Raw genomic sequence first — 21,321 nt, forward strand, 5'->3', positions numbered from 1 at the left:
TTGATGCGTGTATTCGCTGCCTGGCGAATCGTACGGCGCACAGCCCATTTCCGATCACTGTGCGCCGCGCTTCTCGTCAACGCGAGTCTTCAGTTCGACGTCGCCAGAAAGGCCCGTCCGCATTGAGTCTGACGGCATGGACTCCCGCCCCCTTCGGGCGCATGCTTTCCGAGCCACTTTCGGAAGGATCCACATGCCTATCCGCGGACGTCGCGCATGTATCGAACTATCCAAGATTTGACCGCGGTCGCCGCGCGACCTGTAAGTAGGGACCCCTGCCCTCGTTGTCGCAACCCTTTTGGGTTGTATGGGCTACTCGCGCTGCACCGCGCTTATTGAGTAGTTTCGCCATCATTGGATGCTTCAACCTACAGATTTCCTGTCAAAACGATAACGGAATTCAAAAGGATCTTGCCGCGACTCAGCAGTAGGGAATAACTATCACTATTTTTTAATATATCTATGGCGAATCCCAGAATATACCAGAATGGAGTTCGGCGGACTTCGTCATATCGATCTGGCAAACATATGTAACGCACGTCCAGAGCCGTATGCAATAAAGTCTGACGTGTGCGGCGTTCACATATCGTACTGGCGGCGCTACTTGCGACGGTTCTACACGCGGGAATCCCGTGACGCCCAGACGATGTCTCCTACACGTCCCGCGATCCGTCAGAATTCTTCCATGGCCCAAGAATCGAAAAGTCAGCTGATGCGATTCGAGCGTGCAAAATCGACATATTGTAGCGGAATAGAAAAAGGCTCTCTGTCCATCAGGCGCATGCTTCGTCCACACAGCCGCTTGTTGCGTGGAGCAAGAAGAGCCCCCTTAAAGGTGAAGGACATGGGAGTCGACTTACAAAAGAAGAGAAAGTTATGCAGGAACAACCTGGGCTTCGCGATTGGATTTCTTGTCACATTCTCGTTGATTGCGTTATGCGGCGTCGTTCATGTCAATCAGTTACGGGACGGGGTTAAAGCATGGGAAACGGTTGGGACACAGGCTCAGCTACCACTGGAGCGGGCAGCCAGCGGCGGCGACGTAGGAACAGTGTTGGAACGTCTGGGCTCGCAGCAACACGCTGCCGGGTCCCGCGGGACAAGCCCGGTTGGATATGCCGGACGCAAAGGTTGCTTCAGTTGCGCCGACGGGCGTGCGCGTCAGGCCGATGTGGAGGGCTACCTCCAGAATGTTCGAGACTTCAAGAACTGGACCTGAAGGCCTTTCACAACCAACAGATTCGTCCGGTTGTGCGGCCGTCCTGCGATGTTTCAGAGGTTTCACGGTCAATGCAAGCATCTGTCAAGTCATGCCGATATGGATGAACTGCCCGACCAAGTCAGGCACCGCGGAAATAAGGTCACAGGCGTACCTGGCTGTTTCTAACTGTTGGTCCGGCCTATGGAATCAATCGATAACAGGTGTTGGACGTGACCGTTTGGCTGACGCATTCTTCACTCACCGAAACATATTGAATTCTGGAGGCAGCAATGAAGGGAATCATCGATGGGTTTCTGAAATTCCAGCGAGACGCGTATCCGCAGAGGAGAAAGCTGTTCAAGGAGCTCGCGAACAGTCAAACGCCAAGTACCCTTTTTATTTCGTGCTCAGACAGTAGGTTGGTTCCGGAGTTGGTGACTCAACAGGAGCCGGGAGGGTTGTTTGTGATTCGTAATGCGGGGAACATTGTTCCGTCTTTCGGTCCCGAGCCTGGTGGTGTGTCAGCAACAGTCGAGTATGCAGTTTCAGCTCTTGAAGTGAAAGACATCGTAATTTGTGGACATTCGGACTGCCGCGCAATGACGGCAATTGCGACCTGTAAGTGTCTGGACAATATGCCGGCGGTAGCCAACTGGTTACGGTACTCGGATTCGGCGAGGGTGGTGAACGAGGCGAGGGAGCACAGTTCTCTCGCCGAGCGTGTTTCGTCCATGGTGCGTGAAAACGTTATCGCCCAGTTGAACAACATCAAGACCCATCCGTCTGTGGCGTTAGCTCTCGCATTGGGAAAGGTGAAACTGCATGGGTGGGTGTACGACATCGAACCAGGAACGATCAGCGCTCTCGATGAGGTGACTAGGAATTTTATCCCGCTTGTAGACCATCCCAGCTATGCGGACTAGTCCGCAATCAGGAAGTTTAATTTTTTGCCGGCGACTTTAAATTAACTGAATATTATTGAGGAATGGTCATGTCACAGTCACTTTTAAGCCAATCACTCCGCCAAAATCTCACAGATGTGATTATTGAGGCGAAGATCAAAAAGAACTTTACATTTGAAGAGATTAGTCAAGGAACAGGATTAAATGTTGCGTTCGTTACAGCTGCGATTTTAGGTCAGCACCCGTTGCCACCAGCAGCAGCCAAGATAGTCGCAGACAAGTTGGAGCTCGGGGAGGAGGCGATTAAACTGCTTCAGACGATTCCGATTCGGGGAAGTATCCCGGGAGGTGTTCCCACCGATCCGACGATTTACCGCTTCTACGAGATGATTCAGATTTATGGCACGACGCTGAAGGCTCTTGTACATGAGAAGTTTGGTGATGGGATAATCAGCGCAATCAATTTCAAGCTTGATATACAGAAGGTTCCGGATCCAGAGGGTGGTGAGAGAGCAGTGATAACGCTTAACGGAAAATATTTGCCGACAAAGCCTTTTTGAGTGCCGGATTATAATGGCTTTTTACTTTTAATCGTCGATGTAACGGGGTAAATGGGAGGCTCCTCAGGTGGGTGAATGGTTGTATCGGCAAGATACAGCGGCTTTCACAGGGGGATGTGATAGGGGCCGAACACGGATTCGGTTGACCACTTTCGTAAATAGGTATCTCTATCCCCGGTATAGCTTTTCATCCCCGGCCTTCAGGCCGGGGATGAAAAGCCCGTTGTAAACGGCGAATCCGGGTTGCGCTGATTTGTCAAACAGCAACAGGTGTGTCTATACGGAGAACAATCGTATCGGCACATGCAGCAGACCATCCGCGTACTCCACCTTCGACTCAAAGACAGGCACGCCCGTGCGCTACAGGAGCAGGCACGCGCGGTCAACTTTCTCCGGAACTACTGCAACGAGCTGTCTGTCAAGGTGAGGGAACGGGAGCGGCGGTTCCTGTCGGGCTATGATTTCCATCCGTTCACGAAGGGTGAAGGGTGCCGATAAAGCCGGGCTGGAACTGCACCCGACAACCATCCAGGCAGTTGCCGAAGAATACGCCACACGCAGAAAGCAGGCCCGCAAGGTGAAGCTATGCTAGCGTGCGTCCGGCGGCAGTCGCCGCGCGCTCGGCTGGATATCTTTCAAGGCAAACGCGATCCGGTGTCGCAACGGACAACTGTTCTTCGGGAAACTGGCGCTTTCGCTATGGGACAGCTACGGGCTCGCCGACTATGACCTGGGCGCCGGCAATATCAGTAAGGACTCGCGCGGCCAGTGGTACATCAGCATCAGTGTGAAGCTAAGCCCGCAGCATGGACCACGGCGCAGCGGCGCCAGAAAGTCCGCTGGTTTTGATCTCGGGCTGAAGGATTTTGCCTCACTCAGCGACGGACACGTCGTGGGTTCCGGGCGGCACTACCGCAAGCTCGAAGGCGAGCTTGCGAAGGCACAACGCACGACGAACAAGGCACGCGTGCGTGCGCTTCATGCGACGATAAAGAATTCACGGAGGGACCAGCTTCACGAGCTTTCCGCGGCGCTCGTTCAGAAGTACGGCGCCATCTTCATCGGTGACTCGATCTGATTCGTTGAAGACGTTAAACGTCACAGGTCCGGTGTCGAAGCAGTGTTACCTATTGAGACCGCAAAAGGTATGGAGATGAATGTCGATGCAGCTGAAAGGAACACATACCACCCAGCGGCGGAATCTATACCTAGCAAGCTGTTCGCTGAAGCGACGACGAAAGGCGCGGATCCTCCAAACAAGGCAACGCCAATAGAATAGACAATCGACATTGATAATGCGCGGCCCTGAACTGGGAACATTTCGAGGATAGCAACGATAATCGGACCGCCAGCCAACGAAGACAGACCAGCGAACAGAGCTATTACACCTGCAAAAGATAACGGATTGGCGTGGGAAGCCGCATAACCGAAGGCGGGAAGTACAAATACCATCGTGAGGCCACGAGCAAAAAGGATGGTGCGGGTTCTTCCGAATAGGTCACCCATCAAACCGCCAACAACGGACAGTACTAAAGTTGTAGAGCCCACTACGGCAGTTGTGAAGAAAGGAGAGGTCGTAGATGGGGTGGTTCCGCCGACGCCAAACATTGTGGTGAAGGATGCGACGTATGTCGGGACGGTCCCGCCGAAAATCAAAACTGCTGCGACGAGCCACTGCGCCCGGTACTGTGAGATGACTGTGATGGCCGATTGTCTGACTAGCGGCGGCTGCCATCGTTCGCTAATGTTTCGACGGAGATAGATCTGGACTGGGATCAAAGAGCTTGCCACGAGAAACGGAACGCGCCATCCCCAGCGTTCGATCTGCGTGGAAGAAAGAAGGCCGTAGAGGGAAAGCCCGCAGACCCCGGCCGCAAGGAGCGCTAGTCCCTGACCGGCCATCAACCATCCGGCATACAGGCATTTCTGATCAGCGCGACAGTTTTCGATCAGGAGAGCGCCTGAAGAACCCATTTCACCGCCGATAGCAACGCCTTGAAGAACACGGCACAAAAGCACCCCGGCAGGAGCGAATATCCCGATCATAGAAAATCCGGGTATTACGGCAAGGCTCAGGCTGCCCGCAGTGGCGAGAGCCGAAGTGAGAAGCAGGGCTGGTTTCCGGCCGGCACGGTCTGCGTGTGTGCCGATGAGTAGAGCGCCAATCGGGCGTGACAGGAATCCTGCGGCAAATGTCCCTAGTACGAGAAGCAGCCCATGGTTGGCTGCCGCGTATGGAAAGAATGTTCGGGTGATAAATTTGGCAAAGATCGTATAAGCGAAATAGTCGAAAAATTCAAGCGCATTTGCCAATACGACAGTCGCCAGAACGCTTTTTTGAAAGTGCGTCTCGGTCGGTGCGTCGATGGATCTACCGAAGGCGCGTCGCATGCTGTTGCGTGGCTGAACAAGCCCCGCCAGCATAGTAGAGAGCAGCCTCATGCCACGCGCTTTGGGGTGCCACGATTGTCGGGCAAATTGCACGTCGGGCAAGGAAGTGTGAAGCAGAACCGTGTACCCTCTTCGCCGGTGGTTGCGATCCAGATTTCACCCCCATGCGCCTCGACCAGTGATTTCGAAATCGGTAGGCCCATACCCATTCCGTTGCTTTTAGTAGTAGCAAAAGGGTGAAAAATAATGTCCCTTTGGGATTCCTCGATCCCATGTCCTGTGTCAGTAACCTCGAAGAGTGTTTGCGTTTCGTCGTGTTGGGTGACTCGCACGGACAAAGTTGACCGGTCGTGGTCGCGACCGCTGGCGATGATGGCATGGATGCCATTGATCAAAAGATTGATCAGCACTTGCTGAAGCTGGACTCGGTCGGCGTGAACCCGAATACCGGGTTCGATTTCCGTGTTTAGCTTGATAGCGTTTGCATTCGCCTCCGATGCGATAAGAAGCATTGCGGAATTGATAACATCTGCACAATCTAGCGTTATCGCTTCAACCGGGGCCCCCGACAGAAAATTGCGAAGACGTTGGCAGATCGCAGACATATCGTCAGTCCAACGCGAAGCATATTGAAAGGCGGTAACCGCTTCCTCGATCTCCGGTTCGGACCTATCCAGCCAGCGAATGGCCGCATCCAGCGTGGTGCGGATCGCCCCAAGTGGTTGACCGATTTCATGCGTGATCGATGCCACGAGTTGCCCGACCATTGAAGCCCTTGCGGTGCGGGCCATCTGCGAACGCAGTGTTTCCAATCGGTCGTTGTTTTGCTTTTGTTCAGTAACGTCGAAAGCGTAGAAATGGAGGCGCCGGTACTCGTCATCGCTCCTTGGGAGTGAGCATTTCCAGACTATCGGCACCTTCTTGCCTGTCAGCGTTGACAGCATCCGTTCGCCTTGACACGACGAGCGGCCATCGAACATGGCTTGCAGGACCTGAAAGTTGCTTATTCGGCTTGCTGGTAGCAGTTTACGGGACCATGCAAAGAACATCTCCTTCGAATCTGCTTCGAAGAGTGCCAGAGTGGCTTCGTTCGCGTCAACAATGGAGTGCAAAGCGCGTAACTCTTCAATCACTCGAGGATTCTTTTTAAGATAGTCCTCGAGATTCACGACACCCCACGCCTTAAGTGCGTCTGTCCATCGCTTGATGCCCGACCAATCTTCGATGAGGATGGGGATTGGCGCATAGCAAAAAAGAGCACCTGTCTCTCCAAGTCCATCTGCCGGATGGCCTTGGAGAGTGGCAGACCTCGAAACAGTGTGCGCTTGTTTGGGTTCATTCATACCGTAGAGACATGTCGTGACTTAGTGCGTAGGCGACTTGCCCGGGCGGTGTCAAAGGGTAACTTTTGGCAGGTTTAAGACGATCAATACGTAGGCAAACTCCATGATACGATTGGGAATTCGATCGACGTCGCGAAGCAACCACTGTTCGAACAACGGTGTGCCAGGAAAGATGCCCTTCGCTTGCTCCAACAGTCGTTGTTCCTAGAGTCGGAGCTGAACTATCCAACTGACGTGTCGAAACGCCTTAACGCGGCGTAAAATATCAATAAATTTTGTCTGCAATCTGAAGTCAGCATGGTTTTCCCATCCGCCTTTGTGCTACGAAAGGCGCGCTTGTTGCAGAAACGGCGTCCACGTCGAAGTCTTGCTCTTTTCGTAGCCGTGTTCGCTGCCGCTGTCGCTTTACTTTGCCACAGATGCAGTGAGTGGATTTTAGTAATCGCACGGAAATTTAGCCTAATGTATCGTGCGTTGCACACAGCGGAATTGCGCTTGACCCAACTCGAGTGGGGCCGCGACTCCACTTGAGTTGCCACGCGGATCACGTTTCATTGCATCAACATCGTGCGAAGTATTTGTAGACGCAGTTATGGCGTGTGAACAACCCATCAAGCAAAAGTTGGAATATCCTTCGACTTGCTGCGGGCATCGGTTCGCGCGTTCGGAGCAGACTGTCAAATGTCTTTAGTCGGTGACAAAAAAAGGCGGGGGCGACACGGAGGGATTGGGACACGCTTACTTCGAATGCTATGGCATATACCTAAATATAATTCTCCCGGCCTACCGGTTTCGGTAGCATGGTATGGTCAAAGCGGGCTGCTTCGTGCCGCTGTCCTGAAATTTCGGCCGAGGTTCGCGATTTGAAAAAAAAACTACTAATCTCGATTATTGACGATGACGAATCCATTCGCATCGCGACCTCAAGCTTGATCCGGTCTCTCGGTTGGGAGACTCAACTCTACTCGTCCGCCGAGCAGTTTCTTGCATCTGGGAGTTTCGGTGATGTTACCTGCGTCATATCCGATTTGAAGATGCCAGGGATGTGCGGAATTGAGATGTACCGTCATCTTCTTGGTACAGGTTTCAGATGCCCAATGATCTTTATTTCGGCATTTATATCCGAGAAAGTGCGGAATCAGGCGCATCAACTTGGCGCTCTATGTGTGCTTGCTAAGCCCGTCAACGCGGCGGAGTTGTCTCGACTTCTGGAAGGAATAAAATCTGTCTGCTCGGATGCAACGACCTGAGCAGCGGTTCGGAAAAATATTCCAGTTAAGTTGGCCGCAGGTTCCAAAGAATTCGCTCTCCGGGCTCGCCGTTCACACTGTCATCCGCTTTGATTCGGTGTTCGAGGTTTGCGTAACATGCGAGTATCCGATCCGGCACAGGACGCAGGTCGACAAGGTGCGGCTAAAGGCGACGTTCGAGTGCTGCGAGAGAGCTATCGCTCCGACCGACAACGTCCAGTTGCAACTGAAGTTGCGTGGTGCGACGCGCGTTGGACACAGTGTGTGCTGCTCGGCCGTCGATCCACACTCCCTTGTGGCAGAATGGCGGCTCGTCCGCGGCGGCTGAACGGCTTCGAATGAAGCAAGTTGGCATTTGAATCGGGGTCCGGCGCACTTGTATATCAAGAGTGCACTACGTTAGTGACTGCAATTCAATCACAGTTGTATAGTCCGGACCACGTCATCATGGGGGCTTGTTTCGCGAATTTTTTGAGTCCAGAGTTATGCTGGGAATGGGCAGGAGCTCGTTCGCAGTCGCTTCGTGACGACATCAAATGGTCGAGACGACGGTTTTGGCATGGTCTCGGCTGCAGTTGCCGGCTGCGAATCTTGTGTTGTAATGCGCGTTGCAGATCGGGTGGGTGGAGAAGCCGTAATGAAATCTGAAAAAAACAGTGCGCCGTCGCCGTCAATTGTGTACGTTATAGATGATGAAGAGTCGATGCGGACGGCTGTCTGCATGTTGCTCAGATCTGTAGGGCTGCGAGTTGAGCCTTTCACTTCGACGCAAGAGTTCTTCTCCTTCGCCACGCCAGATGTGCCGAGTTGCCTAATTGTCGACGTTCGACTTAAAGGGCAAAGCGGGCTCGCGATGCAGGAACAGTTGGGCGCGGGCAGGGCAGTTTTCCCAATTATATTTATGACGGCTCACGGCGACATCGCAATGTCGGTAAAGGCGATGAAAGCCGGCGCTGCGGATTTTCTGGCGAAGCCTTTCCGCGACCAGGACATGCTTGATGCTGTGGAGGCAGCGCTAGCGCGAGACACTGACAGGCGTAGCAGGCAACGGTCGATAACGGATCTACGCCGTTGCTACACGACACTGACTGCCCGTGAACGTGAGGTAATGGCCTTCGTGGCGAGTGGCTTAATGAACAAACAAATAGCCGCCGAAATGAACCTCAGCGAAATTACCGTAAAGGTCCATCGTGGCCAAGCAATGAAGAAGATGCAGTCGCGCTCTCTGGCAGATTTTGTTTTAAAGGCTCAAGCATTAGGTCTGAAGGTTGAGCAGAACCCCGAGACTTTGCCAACTTCAATAGCGAACTGATCTGGGGCGTAGCTCTGATTGCGGAGCTGCCAATAAAATGACCGACGTCTTCGAATGAGTGCGGTCAAGCAGAAACACGGGAGCGCGGCGCTGCAATTGCTTGCTTCCGTCGCTGTGCGTATACCTTTGTAAGCGTGCGGGCGGCCTTCCTGCCCGTGCTTTCGGTCGATGTCGATGTTCTGAGTGCGCCCCCGGCAGACCCTCACGCCGTCCGACCCTCGAGATCCGTGCTCCGACACTATGCGCGGCAGTCCTGATGCCGGCGTAGGAGAACTTGGGTTCAAACAGTTCCAGAAGAGGTTGAGCGATCTGATCACTGAGACTAGAAAAGGTAGCTATACGTCTTTTTGAGCTTTCAGAGACGCTGATGGGACTGGCATCGGCTGGTGAGCTAGCAGCCGACCTAGGCGCAGCGGCGATTAAGTTGCGCCGCCGCACCTTCAAGGCTGGCTTCCCGCTGCTTGCCGAAAGCGGGCGTCCACCGTCGATAGGGGCCCGATCACATGCGCGCCTCTCTGGCACTTGCACGGTCTGCGCCTGGTAAGACGGTCAGTTACCCATGGGTCATCTCTCTAGATGTTCGCGGATCGCAGCGCTGATCTGCTCAAGCGCGGCCCTCGTCGACGGAACCTGACGAAGGGCGTTCAACGTTACGAAATCGTGAATCGTGCCGTTGTAACGGGTCGCGGTCACGCTCACTCCAGACTCCTTGAGCTTCCTGGCATACGCCTCTCCCTCATCACGCAGTGGATCGTTTTCAGCTGTTACTATGATTGCGGGCGGCAAACCTTTTAGCTCTTCAGCACTAGCGCGTAGAGGGGAAACGTATCGGTTGTCCCTCGTCTTTGCGTCGGGCGCGTAGAGGTTCCAGCCATAGTTCATGAAGGAGCGGGAGAGGAAGCGGCCAGTCGCGTAGGTATGGTATGAATCCGTGTCGACGCTGGCATCGGTGGCAGGAATCATTAACGCTTGGAAACTGATCCGGGGCCCATTACGATCTTTTGCCATCAGCGTGATCGCCGCTGCCATGTCGCCACCTACCGAGTTGCCCGCGACCGCAATCCGCGAACCATCCGCACCAAATTCGGCTGCGTGAGCGGCGGCCCATTTCAGGGCGGCATACGACTCGTCAAGTTGCGTGGGAAATTTTGCCTTGGGAAGCGACGTATATTCGACGAACACCCCAACTTGTCCAGAGCCGACTACAAGGTCGCGTAGCAGTCGCTGGTGGTTTGCGAAGTTCCCCACGATCCACACACCACCGTGGATAAAAAAGAGGACACCGGGTGTACCATCCACGTGATCCGGCTTCATGATGTAAATTTTGACGGTGCGGCCGTCTTCCGTAATGGTTCGATCGGTAGTCGTGACGCCAGACATATCAACTGGAGTCTGATTCTGAAGATTAGTCAGAATATCTTGAGGTTTCGGTTGTGGGAGTTCCCAGAACGGGCTGCTATCTTTATTTAGCTTGTCGAGAAATGTCCGGATTTGCGGATCAATATTGGGATCAGTTGCGGGGTCAACCGGTTCTGCCGCTAGAGATTCCGCTGCTGTCATAGGTATCACAGTGGCAATGGCTGCGAAAGCCATTGATCTCATGAGTTTCATGTTCATACCGATTTCTTCCCCTTTTTTGGAGGTTGCTTGATAAGCCTGAGCACACGTTTCTTAAATGAGTGCGACGGGTTGCTGCACCTGATGGATTGCTAAATGGCTAGTGGTGCAGTCAAATCATGACGCGATTTGGTTTGCGGGGTTATACCGAAAAACCTGCGGTGTAGTGTTCGAACGCAATTGATCCGCGACTTCAGTTCACTTCACCTGGATCTTCGTACGGTGTGACTTCACGGGCCGGAATTCGCCTGCATCAACGACATGGTCGTCACGGATCTTCCCTATTGCCGGCCGGTTCGATGAGGCGTGATCAGTTCACTGGCTCCCTTTCGAGTTCGTCTGCGCGTATCATTGCATCGGCGTTACAGGGCATGGGTCTGCCGAAGGGGCGATACACCAGGCTGTTACGGCTTATTGGCTTACCGCTCATCGCGCAGACGCCGTCTCGCTGAGCTCGCGATAGCCTCCACGTTTGATCTCCATAACTGCAGTGAGTGGGGTCGCGCCATTCGACTATTGCGGACGACGTAGACGGACGTTCGATGACTTTCACGGTTGCACACACAACGGACGTGTTGACGCGTCCGGCCAGTTTCTCGCTGTCGGGAAGGCCCTGGTAGTTGCCAATTAACCCGTTTTCGCCGGATAAGAGAAACATGGTTTGTGACCACGGATCGAGTAGTTTCGTAGTTGCCAGCATTTCATGCTCCAAAAAGAATATGTTCATATTGCTTCGCATCTAGCCAACGGGATCAATTTTTTCCACCGCTCGGCTCTTTAACATGCGATCGCGCGGTGTCGAACTGCTATCCGGCGTCGCGGCCTCCTCTAACCGGGGCGACCATAGCTCTCCAAGTCGAAGGGGTCTGGCCGACAAAACGTTTGAATACCGTTGAAAAATGAGCTTGAGAACGAAACCCGCAGGACAAGGCAATTTCTATCACTCTGGCCTTTGATGTCCGGAGCAGATGCTGAGCATGGTCAATACGTCGCCGCAGGAGAAATTCGTGGGGAGGACAACCGGTTGCTCGCCTGAACTGGGTCGAGAAGTGCATGCGGGTGAGCCCAACTGCCTGTGCCATATCAGCAAGGCTAATATTTTCCGACAGGTGGTTTTCTACGTAATCCAAGACGCGATTGAGGCGCCAGCCGGGTAGCGCGGCGGCTCCGTCAGTTTTCTTGGGGATCGCTGTGAAATGGCGCGCTGTGAGGCGAGAGACAATTGCGAGGCTAACGCTGTCGATGAATACTTTGCCGAGCGCAGCGTCGTTCGTCTGGGAGGCGGCCAAAGCTCGTCCGAGTCCTTCCACCGCAGGATCCAGTATCAGATCCGGGTTAGCTAAAAGAATGTCACCCGTATGTTGGCGATGGAACAAATCCTCAAAACGTTCCTTTAACACCGGCTGCGGTACGAAAAGGTGAAGAACATCTGCAGGGAATTCAAAGGCTGCGCTCACTGACACGGCCGGCCCGGTCACTTGAACAGCTCCGACGGCTACGCTGCCGTCTACCAGTCTGCGACCAGCATGCGTGAAGGTTAGCGACGTGCATTTCATGTTGATACCGACGCAGTGACTCTTATCATTGCCCTGATTCGAAACTACGACGGGGACCTTCTCTCTGTGAGTCCAGCGCGAAACAAGAACATCCTTGTCGGACTGGGTGTGCGCTTGCGGCGTGTTTGTACAGCGCCAACGCGCTTCGAGATCAATCGCGGGATACCTACGAGACTGAATGATGTTGGCGATTGGGTCGTGATGCTCGTGAAGTGAGGCGATCATGATCGGGTTCATTCCAATACGGTAGAGCGACGGTTCGGATGACGGTGCAAGCGATGCGTTAAAGTTAATGGATCCGCGGCCGCAAACCTAGCCCTGCATATGTGTGTTTGTTCGGTCTTTTTGATTGACCAACCTATATCAAGGTATAGCTTGTATCGTGCACAAGCATGCCGATCCGAGTGCGATGGTGGGAAAGTCACACTTCTATCGGGTGCATGAAGACTCCTGCCTGATCGTTGTGAGTGTCAGCCAAGCGAAGGTATCGGCGATCTACGAATTTGCTCGTGCTTGTGGCGACGCGAGAAACAGACATCTCGCACTGTTTCGACAGACCGTTCGAAGAGGTCGAATTCAGTACCACACTGGTCGGAGACTGGAGCGTCAGGGACGTGATCTTGATCGAAAACGGTGCACCACTGCTCAGTTGAGACGCAATTGGCGAAATATTTATCGCGGAAAAAATTGTTTTTTAAAAAAAACATGCTTTGTCAGGAACGTCCCACCGCGAGAGGCGTACTGTAAGCCGCTAGGTCGGCGGAATCACACGCTCTCACGCTGCCGTTTCTCTGCGATATTTTCAGCCAAAGACCGAGCAAGAAGGCTTGTGCATGGCTAGTCCTTAACGTGACGCCTTATCGAATCAAACTTCGACATATGACGAAGTGTCGACTAGATGCAGTTGCTATGATCGGAGCGTCATGGAGTATCGAGCTGCGTCGCGTGTCGCTGTACACCGACAACCACGTAGATTGCGTGTTTCTTGTTGCGGATGACGTCCGCAGGAACTTTAACGAAGGAGATTTTTATGTCGACAGAACAACGCCCGCCGCTGCCGCCGTTCGACGAGGCCAGCGCTATCAAGAAAGTTCGCCTGGCAGAAGACAGCTGGAATACGCGGGATCCTGAAAAAGTCTCGCTTGGGTACACGACGGATAGCAAATGGCGAAACCGTGCTGAATTCGCTACTGGTCGTCCGGCGATTGTTGCCCTCCTAGCCCGAAAATGGCAACGGGAACTGGATTATCGACTTATTAAGGAGCTGTGGGCCTTCACCGGGAATCGTATTGCCGTGCGTTTCGCATACGAATGGCACGATGATGCGCAAAACTGGTACCGCTCATATGGCAACGAGAACTGGCAATTCAATGAACACGGTTTGATGCAATTCCGTCACGCTTGCATCAATGATCTCCCGATCAAAGCGGAAGACAGGCTCTTCCATTGGCCACTGGGTCGTCGTCCTGACGATCATGCAAGTCTGAGCGACTTGGGTCTGTAAGACAATCAGGCATCGCGCCCACGGGACTACCGGTATTGGGCGCGATGCAAGTGATGACAAGCTTTGAGTATTTAAGTGAACGCATCTGAACTGTTCGTTAGGGCACTCGAAAATGAAGGGGTGCAATATATTTTTGGAATCCCTGGAGAACAGAATATTGAGCTGCTCAGAGCGATTAAGAACTCGTCGATCAGACTGATACTTACCCGACATGAACAGGCTGCTGGGTTCATGGCTGCAACTTATGGACGGTTGACCGGAAGATCTGGGGTTTGTCTCGCAACGGTGGGCCCCGGAGCTACGAACCTTACGACGGCAGCTGCTTATTCTCAGCTCGGCGGCATGCCGATGTTGATGATCACTGGGCAGAAGGGGGCGAGGGGTCGTCATCAGGGTGGATTCCAAGTCGTGGATGTTGTCCGCATGATGGAGCCGATCACAAAATATAGTCGGTCAATTGAGTCAGCTGCAGCAGTTCCGACCGCTGTCAGGGAGGCCTTCAGGCGCGCGGAAGAGGAGAGACCGGGAGCCGTCCATCTCGAGCTGCCTGAGGACATCGCCACGGAGCGCGTGGAGGGAAACCCGGTCAAGGTAAGCAAGTGGCTTCGTCCTGTAGCCAATGAAAAGTCGATTGAACTGGCGGCTCACGTGATTTCGCAGGCTCGGCGGCCGCTAGTCCTGGCCGGATTGGCTTCCAATCGCAATGATGGGGTCCCGCCAGCACTTCGTAGATTTGTGAGCACGCTAGGTATGCCATGTTTCACTAGTCATCTCGGAAAGGGCGCAGTAGACGAACGTGACCCAAATTGGGTTGGGACTTCATCCGTCTCAAGGAATGACATTGTGCACTCTGCGGTTGACGAGGCCGACTGCATCCTATCTGTTGGACATGATGTGATGGAAAAGCCGCCTTTCGTTATGTGGCACGATGCGCAAACGGTTATACATCTTAACTATACGACGGCCCAGGTCGACCCAGTTTACTGCCCTCAATACGAAGTGATCGGCGATGTCGCAGACAGCCTGCAGAAACTGAGTGATGCGCTTCAGCTTTGTGATGTGCAGTGGGATACAACCCGTGCCAAACAGTCAAGACAGAAGCTCGACTACCAGTTCGAATCGGTCGAATCTGATCTGCGATTTCCAATGCACCCTTTGCGTGTTGTTCACGATCTCAACAATGCCATGGGGCCGGACGGGATTGTCTGCCTGGATAACGGTCTCTACAAGATCTGGTTCGCCCGGCACTATAGAACTTGCCGGCCCGCATCTTTGCTTGTCGACAACACCCTTGCCACCATGGGTGCAGGGCTGCCGTCCGCGATTGCGTCAAAAATAGTCAACCCGACTCGAAGCGTCGTAGCCGTGTGTGGCGACGGCGGATTTATGATGAACTCCCAAGAGCTCGAGACGGCAATCCGATTGGAAATTGATTTGTTGGTTCTTGTTTTGAGGGACGACGCGTTCGGCATGATCGAATGGAAACGGAAAGATCCGCTGGCACAAGGGTTTGGAACTGCATTCGGCAATCCGAGCTTCGCTCAATATGCGATGAGCTACGGAGCCACTGGGCATACCTTGGCGCGAGCGGCATTACTCGAGCCGCTTATAAGCGAATGTTTCACGGCTGGTGGCGTCCACTTGATCGAAGTTCCAATCGACTATGGAATCGAGCCGACTCTCACTGCGTAGTGGCACCAAGTTGTTAGCCATGATGTCTCTCCTGTGAACGGGCTGTCCGCTTTAGGAAATCGGAAATGCCCCTCGTACGAACGGATGCCTGCCAACGTGCGACTCCAAATTCTTAGTGCGTGTCTTACGCCGGTGCGGACGGGAGAAATTTCGGATCCGACACGGAAAACCTCTTCAACGAGGTTTTTTTCGTAGTCTGCGCTTCCAAGTTTACAGTAATCTAGTGGGGACCTGCCACGCGAAAAATAGCGTCTTCCCGAAGCGTAGTCTGGCCACCAAAAAATATCATCGGGTTGGCAATCGGGGGACGCTATGCCTGTGCATCGCGGATCAGTTGATCACGGAGTGCTCGCACAATTCGGGGTACATTCGGCCCATTGCGCATCAAGAGATGGAAGTCAAGTTGAGCGGAATAGATATCTGGCCTTAGTCTTCTTAAGGAGCCGTCTTTTTCCCACGCCTTCGCATAATGCAGCGGCAGAAATCCGATGTAATGGCCTGACAAGATCATCATCGAACGAGCCTCGACGTTGTCGACGCTGCCTGCAGCCAGACCAACACCTAGTTGATCAAGATCGAAATTTCCAAGATACGCGCGAGCGGCCAGCTTGGAGTTGCTAACTATATGCGGAGTAATATCTTCTTCCTTAAGGTCGAACAGTGGATGATTGCGGGCACAGTACAGTCCATGGTGCTCCCGATAGACAAAACTATAGTCTAGCCCAGCGACTCGTTCCAAAAATGGACCTACTGCGAGATGTAAGCGCCCGTCAAGCACGCGCTGTTCCAGCGCGTGCGGGGTGTCAATGTGGACGTGAAGGTGAGCTTCCGGCGCGATGGCGCCAAGTCGCTGGATGGCCGAAATGAGCGGACTGGCCTCATCGGTGACCGTAGCGTCGATTACACCAAAATGCAACGTTCCGGCTAAGTTATGACGTACGCTCGCAGCTTCAAGACGGAACGTGTCAATAGCCGTCAACATGCGCTGAGCGGCTTCGTGCATCGCAACGCCTTCTTCAGTCAGCTTGAATCCACCCCGGCCGCGATCGCACAGGCGTACGCCTAGCCGTGCCTCAAGCTGGCTCATGTGCTCGCTGATCGTTGAGGTCGTTAGGTTCAGGGTTGTTTGTGCTGCAGAGAACCCTCCACAATGAACAATCGTGTCAAAGATGCGCAATAGCTTGAGGTCCGCGTCCTGAATTTGCATCGACGTCTCCATAAAAATGCTGTGTGTGGGCTTTGCGATGTGTCCGCTGCCGGCGCCGTTGGTAAAGTTACCAGAGAGGAAAGTTCAACGAGATTCAGTTCGGCGTGCGCCACAATGAACTTCGGAATTTCCTAATTTGTGTCACAAAATTGCCTGCGAAGGCGCGATCAAGGTCGGAGCCTTACAGCATAACGCAAGCGGCTCCGAACGAGAGCGGTGGCAGTCATGCGGCTTCTTGTGAGGCAGCGTCAATCTCGTCCTGTTTGCAGAGACGATAGTGAAACAATTTGAGGCGTGCAAATTATCAGCCTGCTCTTTGGGGGGGCAGTAATTACTGCCCTTACCGGCCGGCGTTTCCCAAAGAAGGGGCTTTGGAGACTGGAATCTGTCAATTTCACGCCGAGCCGCAGCCTACGGTCGGATGAGGTGCTGAGGGCTGCACTCGAATCCCGATTGAGAGACCCATTCTCGGAGTGGTGCGATTTGGGACGAGGGCACTTCTCGGGGTATCGCGATCGAGCGCCGGGGCCGCGCTGGTCATCCTGGTCCCTAGGGACATCCTCGGTTCCTACTTATCCCGCCAGTCTGGCGTGCCACAACGGATCCATGTTCTCAGACGTCAGAACGGGAGAATCGAAAATTTGGACGATACCATGACGTTTCGTGATAACGCCCGTTGAGCCGTTCTGTTACTTTATGTACGGTACGTTTTGATCATGAGATGGATATTTCCCAGCATGAGCGTCTTCAGCTGGGAGTTCACGAGGATCCGGCGATGTTGTGGGAGACGTCGTGCCGTTTGCGAGTCGAACACCCTCGGACAATGCGCAGCGTTCGGTCTCCCGATGGGGCAGGTTGCCTGCGCGGCCATGTACTTACAATGGCTTCACGTTCAGTCGTTGTGTTGAAAACCATGAATGTATTGTGCTCCTACGGCGTTGCTGCGGCGGCGCGCCGTGGATTCGCTCCCTCCGCCGTAAACGGAGGGAGCTTTTTTCTGGAACGACTGGCTTAACCATCAGCGGTTCGATATGCTAATTCTCAAAGCGGGTCCGGGGCATTACGCTCTTCGGCTTGCACAGTTGACCTGAAACAGGGATCAGTCGTGAGAACCGATAGATTGAGGTTGCTCCACAGATTGATGCAGTCGTATCGCCTCTGCGGCGAGGCCCCAGTGCTCGGTTAAGGACAGGTTGGGTTCCAGTGCTAGCACCGGCACAATAGAAGCTGTTGTCGCAAGCGTCCCGCTTGAAGACACGCAATTTCGGTAGAACTATGAAGCGATACGAAATACTCGCTGCCGAGCTGGCGGATGATATCCAGTCTGGCCGTGTTGCGGTCGGCGCACGGTTGCCGTCGCTACGGCAGATCATAGCGCGGCACGGGGTCAGCCAATCGACTGCATTTCGTGCCTACTACCTTCTTGAAGAGTCAGGCCTTGTTCGAAGTGAAGAGCGATCTGGGTTTTTCGTAGCGCCCGGGGCCGAGCGCATGGAATCGGTCGGCTCGACCTCGATGCCTCTTGCAGATGCAACAAAGATCCAAATAAGCGATTTGGTTTTTTCTGTCCTCGATGCGGCAAAGGATCCGGGGATTGCACCGCTGGGTTCGGCTTTCCCCTCGCCAGAACTTTTCCCAAACGCTCGACTTTTGAAATCGCTTACGGACGGAACCCGTTCTCTAAGCCCATGGAGCACAGTGTCAGACCTTCCTCCGGGAAACGACCAACTCAGGCGCCAGATTGGTATGCGATACGTTGGGTCTGGCGTTCCAGTGTCACATGATGAAGTCGTCGTCACCAATGGTGCCCTAGAAGCCCTCAACCTTAGCCTGATGGCTGTTACTCGCCCTGGGGACGTTGTTGCCGTCGAATCGCCCGGGTTTTACGCAGCCCTTCAAGCGATAGAGCGTTTGGATCTGCGAGCAGTTGAAATTCCCGTGCATCCAGTCACAGGATTGGATCTCAATGTGCTTGCAACCGCGCTCGAGAAGTACACGATTAGCGCCTGCTGGTTCATGACCAACTTTCAGAATCCGACTGGCGTGACCCTCTCGAATGAAAAGAAGAAGACGCTTGTTGAGATGCTCGCGCAGCGTGACATACCGCTGATAGAAGACGACGTCTATCAGGAGATTCACTTTGGGCGAGAACGCCCTTTGCCAGCTAAAGCTTTCGACAGCAAAGGTCTGATCATGCACTGCAGTTCGTTTTCCAAAACGCTCGCTCCGGGTCATCGCATCGGCTGGGTATGCGCAGGGATGTTCGCGGACAGGGTTCAAAGGCTCAAGCTGATGACAACGTTGTCGGCTAGCATACCTGCACAAGCCTGTATTGCTAATTACCTACAACATGGCGGCTACGAGAAACACCTTCGGAAGTTGCGAACTTCTATACGCTCTCAACTTGCGTCGATGGAAGACTCCCTCGCTCGATGGCTCCCTGATAACGTTTCTTGGACTATTCCCTCCGGAGGATATTTTCTGTGGTTGCAATTCCCTGTCGAGATCGACGCCATGGCACTTCATGCCTTGGCGATCGACCGCGGCGTCAGCATCGCTCCTGGACCAATATTTTCTGCTAGCCATTCTTTCAAAAATTGCATCCGTCTCAACTTCGGCCATCCTTGGACTACTAAACTAGATAACGCCATCCGAACCATCTGCGAAATCCTCGTAGACCCAGCTGTCAGAAACAGCTCATCAGGTTCATCTGCATGGGCAGAACACACCCCAACGTTGCGGTAATCAAAATCCTTGGCCCGGCATAGTTACCCCGTGTGTTACCAGAAGCACGAAACCGTAAATTACTACCCCGATACAGAATGCCAGCAGTAACGCTACGAAAGGCAAGAAAGTAAAGTTGACGTGTGCGAAGTCTGCTTCATGCGAAGCGCTCTTACGAACGCCAAAAAAACTCCAGAGAACGACGCGGATCATGCTAAAGAAGGTGCTCATGTTTATCTCCTTGTTGATTCCATGTAGAGATCATGCTCGCGAGCCACATCTCGAAACAGCAGCAGATGAGACAATTTTGAGGGCAGCAGGAAGCAGGCGCCGATCTGCGACCGAAAACCGTCTGTGTTTGCCAGCATTCAACACGCAATGACCTTCTGAAACGGCCCCAATCACGGGCATATCAGCGACGTTTGCGTATGCCCAGTTCTGCGCCGCCGCCAGCGTCTCGGCAGCCTTATCTAGGGAGGGGCGGAACGCGTTAGCGCGTCGAGACAGTCTTTCGATGAAATAGGTGTGTCAAGGGGCGCGTGGTGCAGAGAAATCAGGCTCGTCGATTTTTGACGTCGACTTGAACGTCACTCGACTTGCTTTCCTTGCATCATCAGGGATGGGGGTAACAGATGAGGACGTGATGTGAACACGAAACGATCGAACCCAGGGCCGTGAGCAGTTCGAGCATTCAAGCTTTTACAACGTGCGCAGACGGACGATAGGCAACCGTGCAATTTGCGTGGGATCGACTCCGTCGCTTGCGGAAAAGCGTAGCCCGACAGGCGGTGCAGCGAGAGCGATCCGTTGCCATATTCGCGATCAGTTGGCTTGCTTCAACGATAGTTCTTTCGTTCGGGATGTAGCGCGCAATGGCTCGGAAACTGGCTGGGGACGGCTTCTTGCGGAACCCGCGCTCCGAGTCGACGGCAGCGAGACCAGATGGCCGAAGCAGTGTCTTGTCATTCCCTCGGTGCCTATGAACGGGGCGTGGGCCTCGTTGCGCGGTACTTTGACGTTACGGAAGCAAGCAAAACGCAAAACCGGTATGCTACGCAATTCACGAATGGATGGTGACGCAGCGCAAGCTGGTTTTCTAATTGTTGCAGTAATCCCGCGCCGACGCTATTCATCTGAATTATATAGTTCCAGTTAAAAAGCACGTGATTACCTGTTGGCATACCAACAAGAAGGCTGTCGTACGCCTACCATGACACGTGCTCCGTTGAGGCATCGGCATCGAACGAACTGAGTAAGGATTCAAGTTGCAGAATAACATCTGCCGTATCGGTTCCATCTCGGAGAACCACACTAGAAAATCCGGCTCCTTGTAATTGCATCAGTTGATCCGTCGCAATTTCACCAACGGCTCGAAGGTCGCCTCGAAAGCGTAATCGTCTACGCAACAGTAAAGCTTGCCCGTAGGCTTGCGAGTCTGACGCGTGTACGAACTCTAGCTCGATTCGGCTAAACAGTCTGAGGTTTTCTTCCATTGCCAGCGGATCCGTATCATTTGATAGTCGGATCCATTCCGAATTCTGGTCTTCGGTCTGGTCATTTGGGGTCAGTAATCTGATCCGAAATTTCGTTTTCATACTGCTCCTATGGTCCTAATAAATCTAAAAGTATTTTATTCAAATTAATCTGGATTTAAAAAATTGTATCATTATATTTTTTCTGGCACGCTATGCTGATAGCAAGGGGCTCCATGAAATTAACCGGGCCACCAAAATTTGTCTTACCAGCTTTCATTAGCAGCTGGTAGTTCTGCTATTAGTGTCTATATCCTTCAGACCTCAAAGTCTGCATCTGCCTAATTTTTGTAAATGATGCACCAACCTGAGGCTAGTAAAAAGGGGCAGTTGTGGAGAAGTTAGCGGTAGCAGTTAGCCGGTAATGGTCTAGCGTGCGATTTCGATTTTCCGATTAGGCGCTTTCGGTCTCGCCCTCCCAGGAAAGAAATTACCTTCACAATAGGATTATCATGCCGAGTACATTGATGGTAACTATGGGCGCAGTACTTATACCTGTCGGGGGACATTTGGCTGCGTGGGGGTGACGA

At 53.3% G+C, this 21,321-nt stretch carries 17 protein-coding genes; 9 read left to right on the forward strand and 8 right to left on the reverse strand.

From position 1 onward, the window contains the following. Positions 1-685 precede the first annotated feature (685 nt). The 4 genes from FQ705_RS11640 (at position 686) to FQ705_RS34045 (ending at position 3,741) form a co-directional block, all read left to right on the forward strand. Positions 686-1,219: a hypothetical protein gene (locus FQ705_RS11640; protein ID WP_144140894.1), complete on the forward strand. Its 534-nt coding sequence runs from the start codon at positions 686-688 to the stop codon at positions 1,217-1,219. Between the two features lie 272 nt (positions 1,220-1,491). After that, entirely contained in the window at positions 1,492-2,124 is a 633-nt protein-coding gene (locus FQ705_RS11645; protein WP_144140896.1) for a carbonic anhydrase, read from the forward strand. Between the two features lie 68 nt (positions 2,125-2,192). Beyond that, on the forward strand, positions 2,193-2,663 hold the full coding sequence (gene cynS / locus FQ705_RS11650; RefSeq protein ID WP_144140898.1) for a cyanase: 471 nt from the start codon (positions 2,193-2,195) through the stop codon (positions 2,661-2,663). Positions 2,664-3,450: 787 nt separating this feature from the next. Beyond that, on the forward strand, positions 3,451-3,741 hold the full coding sequence (locus FQ705_RS34045) for a transposase (protein WP_186307832.1): 291 nt from the start codon (positions 3,451-3,453) through the stop codon (positions 3,739-3,741). Between the two features lie 20 nt (positions 3,742-3,761). Here the strand turns inward: FQ705_RS34045 and FQ705_RS11660 are convergent, their stop codons facing one another. Beyond that, a complete protein-coding gene (locus FQ705_RS11660) occupies positions 3,762-5,105 on the reverse strand; it encodes an MFS transporter (RefSeq protein WP_260854451.1) in 1,344 nt (447 codons plus the stop codon). Then, positions 5,102-6,397, reverse strand: a complete 1,296-nt coding sequence (locus tag FQ705_RS11665) for a sensor histidine kinase (protein WP_144140902.1) — start codon at positions 6,395-6,397, stop codon at positions 5,102-5,104. Before FQ705_RS11665 ends, FQ705_RS11660 begins: the two co-directional genes overlap by 4 nt. A gap of 800 nt (positions 6,398-7,197) precedes the next feature. On the opposite strand from FQ705_RS11665, the gene FQ705_RS11670 reads away from it, so the two are divergent. Continuing rightward, positions 7,198-7,647 carry a response regulator transcription factor gene (locus FQ705_RS11670; RefSeq protein ID WP_144140905.1) on the forward strand — a complete coding sequence of 150 codons (450 nt, stop codon included), beginning with the start codon at positions 7,198-7,200 and terminating at the stop codon, positions 7,645-7,647. 637 nt (positions 7,648-8,284) lie between these two features. Then, entirely contained in the window at positions 8,285-8,959 is a 675-nt protein-coding gene (locus FQ705_RS11675; RefSeq protein WP_144142347.1) for a response regulator transcription factor, read from the forward strand. Positions 8,960-9,523: 564 nt separating this feature from the next. Here FQ705_RS11675 and FQ705_RS11680 read toward each other — a convergent pair. The 3 genes from FQ705_RS11680 to FQ705_RS11690 form a co-directional block, all read right to left on the reverse strand. Continuing rightward, positions 9,524-10,519 carry an alpha/beta hydrolase gene (locus FQ705_RS11680; protein WP_409934714.1) on the reverse strand — a complete coding sequence of 332 codons (996 nt, stop codon included), beginning with the start codon at positions 10,517-10,519 and terminating at the stop codon, positions 9,524-9,526. Between the two features lie 367 nt (positions 10,520-10,886). Then, a complete protein-coding gene (locus FQ705_RS11685; RefSeq protein ID WP_313955667.1) occupies positions 10,887-11,315 on the reverse strand; it encodes a DUF3331 domain-containing protein in 429 nt (142 codons plus the stop codon). A 67-nt stretch (positions 11,316-11,382) separates the two neighbouring features. After that, positions 11,383-12,357, reverse strand: a complete 975-nt coding sequence (locus FQ705_RS11690; protein WP_144140909.1) for a helix-turn-helix domain-containing protein — start codon at positions 12,355-12,357, stop codon at positions 11,383-11,385. Positions 12,358-13,162: 805 nt separating this feature from the next. On the opposite strand from FQ705_RS11690, the gene FQ705_RS11695 reads away from it, so the two are divergent. Together FQ705_RS11695 and FQ705_RS11700 are read left to right on the forward strand one after the other, a co-directional pair. Next, the gene (locus tag FQ705_RS11695; RefSeq protein WP_409934693.1) at positions 13,163-13,636 is read left to right on the forward strand and encodes a DUF1348 family protein; all 474 of its coding nucleotides are present in this window, start codon (positions 13,163-13,165) and stop codon (positions 13,634-13,636) included. A gap of 75 nt (positions 13,637-13,711) precedes the next feature. Then, entirely contained in the window at positions 13,712-15,328 is a 1,617-nt protein-coding gene (locus FQ705_RS11700) for an acetolactate synthase large subunit (RefSeq protein WP_144140911.1), read from the forward strand. A 310-nt stretch (positions 15,329-15,638) separates the two neighbouring features. On the opposite strand, the gene FQ705_RS11705 is transcribed toward FQ705_RS11700, so the two are convergent. Continuing rightward, the gene (locus FQ705_RS11705; protein ID WP_144140913.1) at positions 15,639-16,535 is read right to left on the reverse strand and encodes a LysR family transcriptional regulator; all 897 of its coding nucleotides are present in this window, start codon (positions 16,533-16,535) and stop codon (positions 15,639-15,641) included. Between the two features lie 1,275 nt (positions 16,536-17,810). Here FQ705_RS11705 and FQ705_RS11710 point away from each other — a divergent pair. After that, entirely contained in the window at positions 17,811-19,280 is a 1,470-nt protein-coding gene (locus tag FQ705_RS11710) for a PLP-dependent aminotransferase family protein (protein WP_144142352.1), read from the forward strand. Here the strand turns inward: FQ705_RS11710 and FQ705_RS11715 are convergent, their stop codons facing one another. Then, a complete protein-coding gene (locus FQ705_RS11715) occupies positions 19,281-19,490 on the reverse strand; it encodes a DUF2970 domain-containing protein (protein ID WP_260854453.1) in 210 nt (69 codons plus the stop codon). Positions 19,491-20,464: 974 nt separating this feature from the next. After that, the gene (locus FQ705_RS11720; RefSeq protein ID WP_144140915.1) at positions 20,465-20,854 is read right to left on the reverse strand and encodes a DUF934 domain-containing protein; all 390 of its coding nucleotides are present in this window, start codon (positions 20,852-20,854) and stop codon (positions 20,465-20,467) included. Between the last annotated feature and the right edge of the window lie 467 nt (positions 20,855-21,321).

The organism is Paraburkholderia sp. BCC1884 (assembly GCF_900996225.1).
Classification (GTDB): Bacteria; Pseudomonadota; Gammaproteobacteria; order Burkholderiales; family Burkholderiaceae; genus Paraburkholderia.

Bases quoted from the DNA above. Each gene is read 5' to 3' on its own strand.
- FQ705_RS11645 (WP_144140896.1), top strand. From the start codon at position 1,492: ATGAAGGGAATCATCGATGGGTTTCTGAAATTCCAGCGAGACGCGTAT.
- FQ705_RS11710 (WP_144142352.1), top strand. From the start codon at position 17,811: ATGAAGCGATACGAAATACTCGCTGCCGAGCTGGCGGATGATATCCAG.
- FQ705_RS11685 (WP_313955667.1), bottom strand. From the start codon at position 11,315: ATGCGAAGCAATATGAACATATTCTTTTTGGAGCATGAAATGCTGGCA.
- FQ705_RS11665 (WP_144140902.1), bottom strand. From the start codon at position 6,397: ATGAATGAACCCAAACAAGCGCACACTGTTTCGAGGTCTGCCACTCTC.
- FQ705_RS11640 (WP_144140894.1), top strand. From the start codon at position 686: ATGGCCCAAGAATCGAAAAGTCAGCTGATGCGATTCGAGCGTGCAAAA.
- FQ705_RS11705 (WP_144140913.1), bottom strand. From the start codon at position 16,535: ATGCAAATTCAGGACGCGGACCTCAAGCTATTGCGCATCTTTGACACG.
- FQ705_RS11680 (WP_409934714.1), bottom strand. From the start codon at position 10,519: ATGACAGCAGCGGAATCTCTAGCGGCAGAACCGGTTGACCCCGCAACT.
- FQ705_RS11715 (WP_260854453.1), bottom strand. From the start codon at position 19,490: ATGAGCACCTTCTTTAGCATGATCCGCGTCGTTCTCTGGAGTTTTTTT.
- FQ705_RS11720 (WP_144140915.1), bottom strand. From the start codon at position 20,854: ATGAAAACGAAATTTCGGATCAGATTACTGACCCCAAATGACCAGACC.
- cynS (WP_144140898.1), top strand. From the start codon at position 2,193: ATGTCACAGTCACTTTTAAGCCAATCACTCCGCCAAAATCTCACAGAT.
- FQ705_RS11660 (WP_260854451.1), bottom strand. From the start codon at position 5,105: ATGAGGCTGCTCTCTACTATGCTGGCGGGGCTTGTTCAGCCACGCAAC.
- FQ705_RS11695 (WP_409934693.1), top strand. From the start codon at position 13,163: ATGTCGACAGAACAACGCCCGCCGCTGCCGCCGTTCGACGAGGCCAGC.
- FQ705_RS11690 (WP_144140909.1), bottom strand. From the start codon at position 12,357: ATGATCGCCTCACTTCACGAGCATCACGACCCAATCGCCAACATCATT.
- FQ705_RS11675 (WP_144142347.1), top strand. From the start codon at position 8,285: ATGAAATCTGAAAAAAACAGTGCGCCGTCGCCGTCAATTGTGTACGTT.
- FQ705_RS11670 (WP_144140905.1), top strand. From the start codon at position 7,198: ATGGTATGGTCAAAGCGGGCTGCTTCGTGCCGCTGTCCTGAAATTTCG.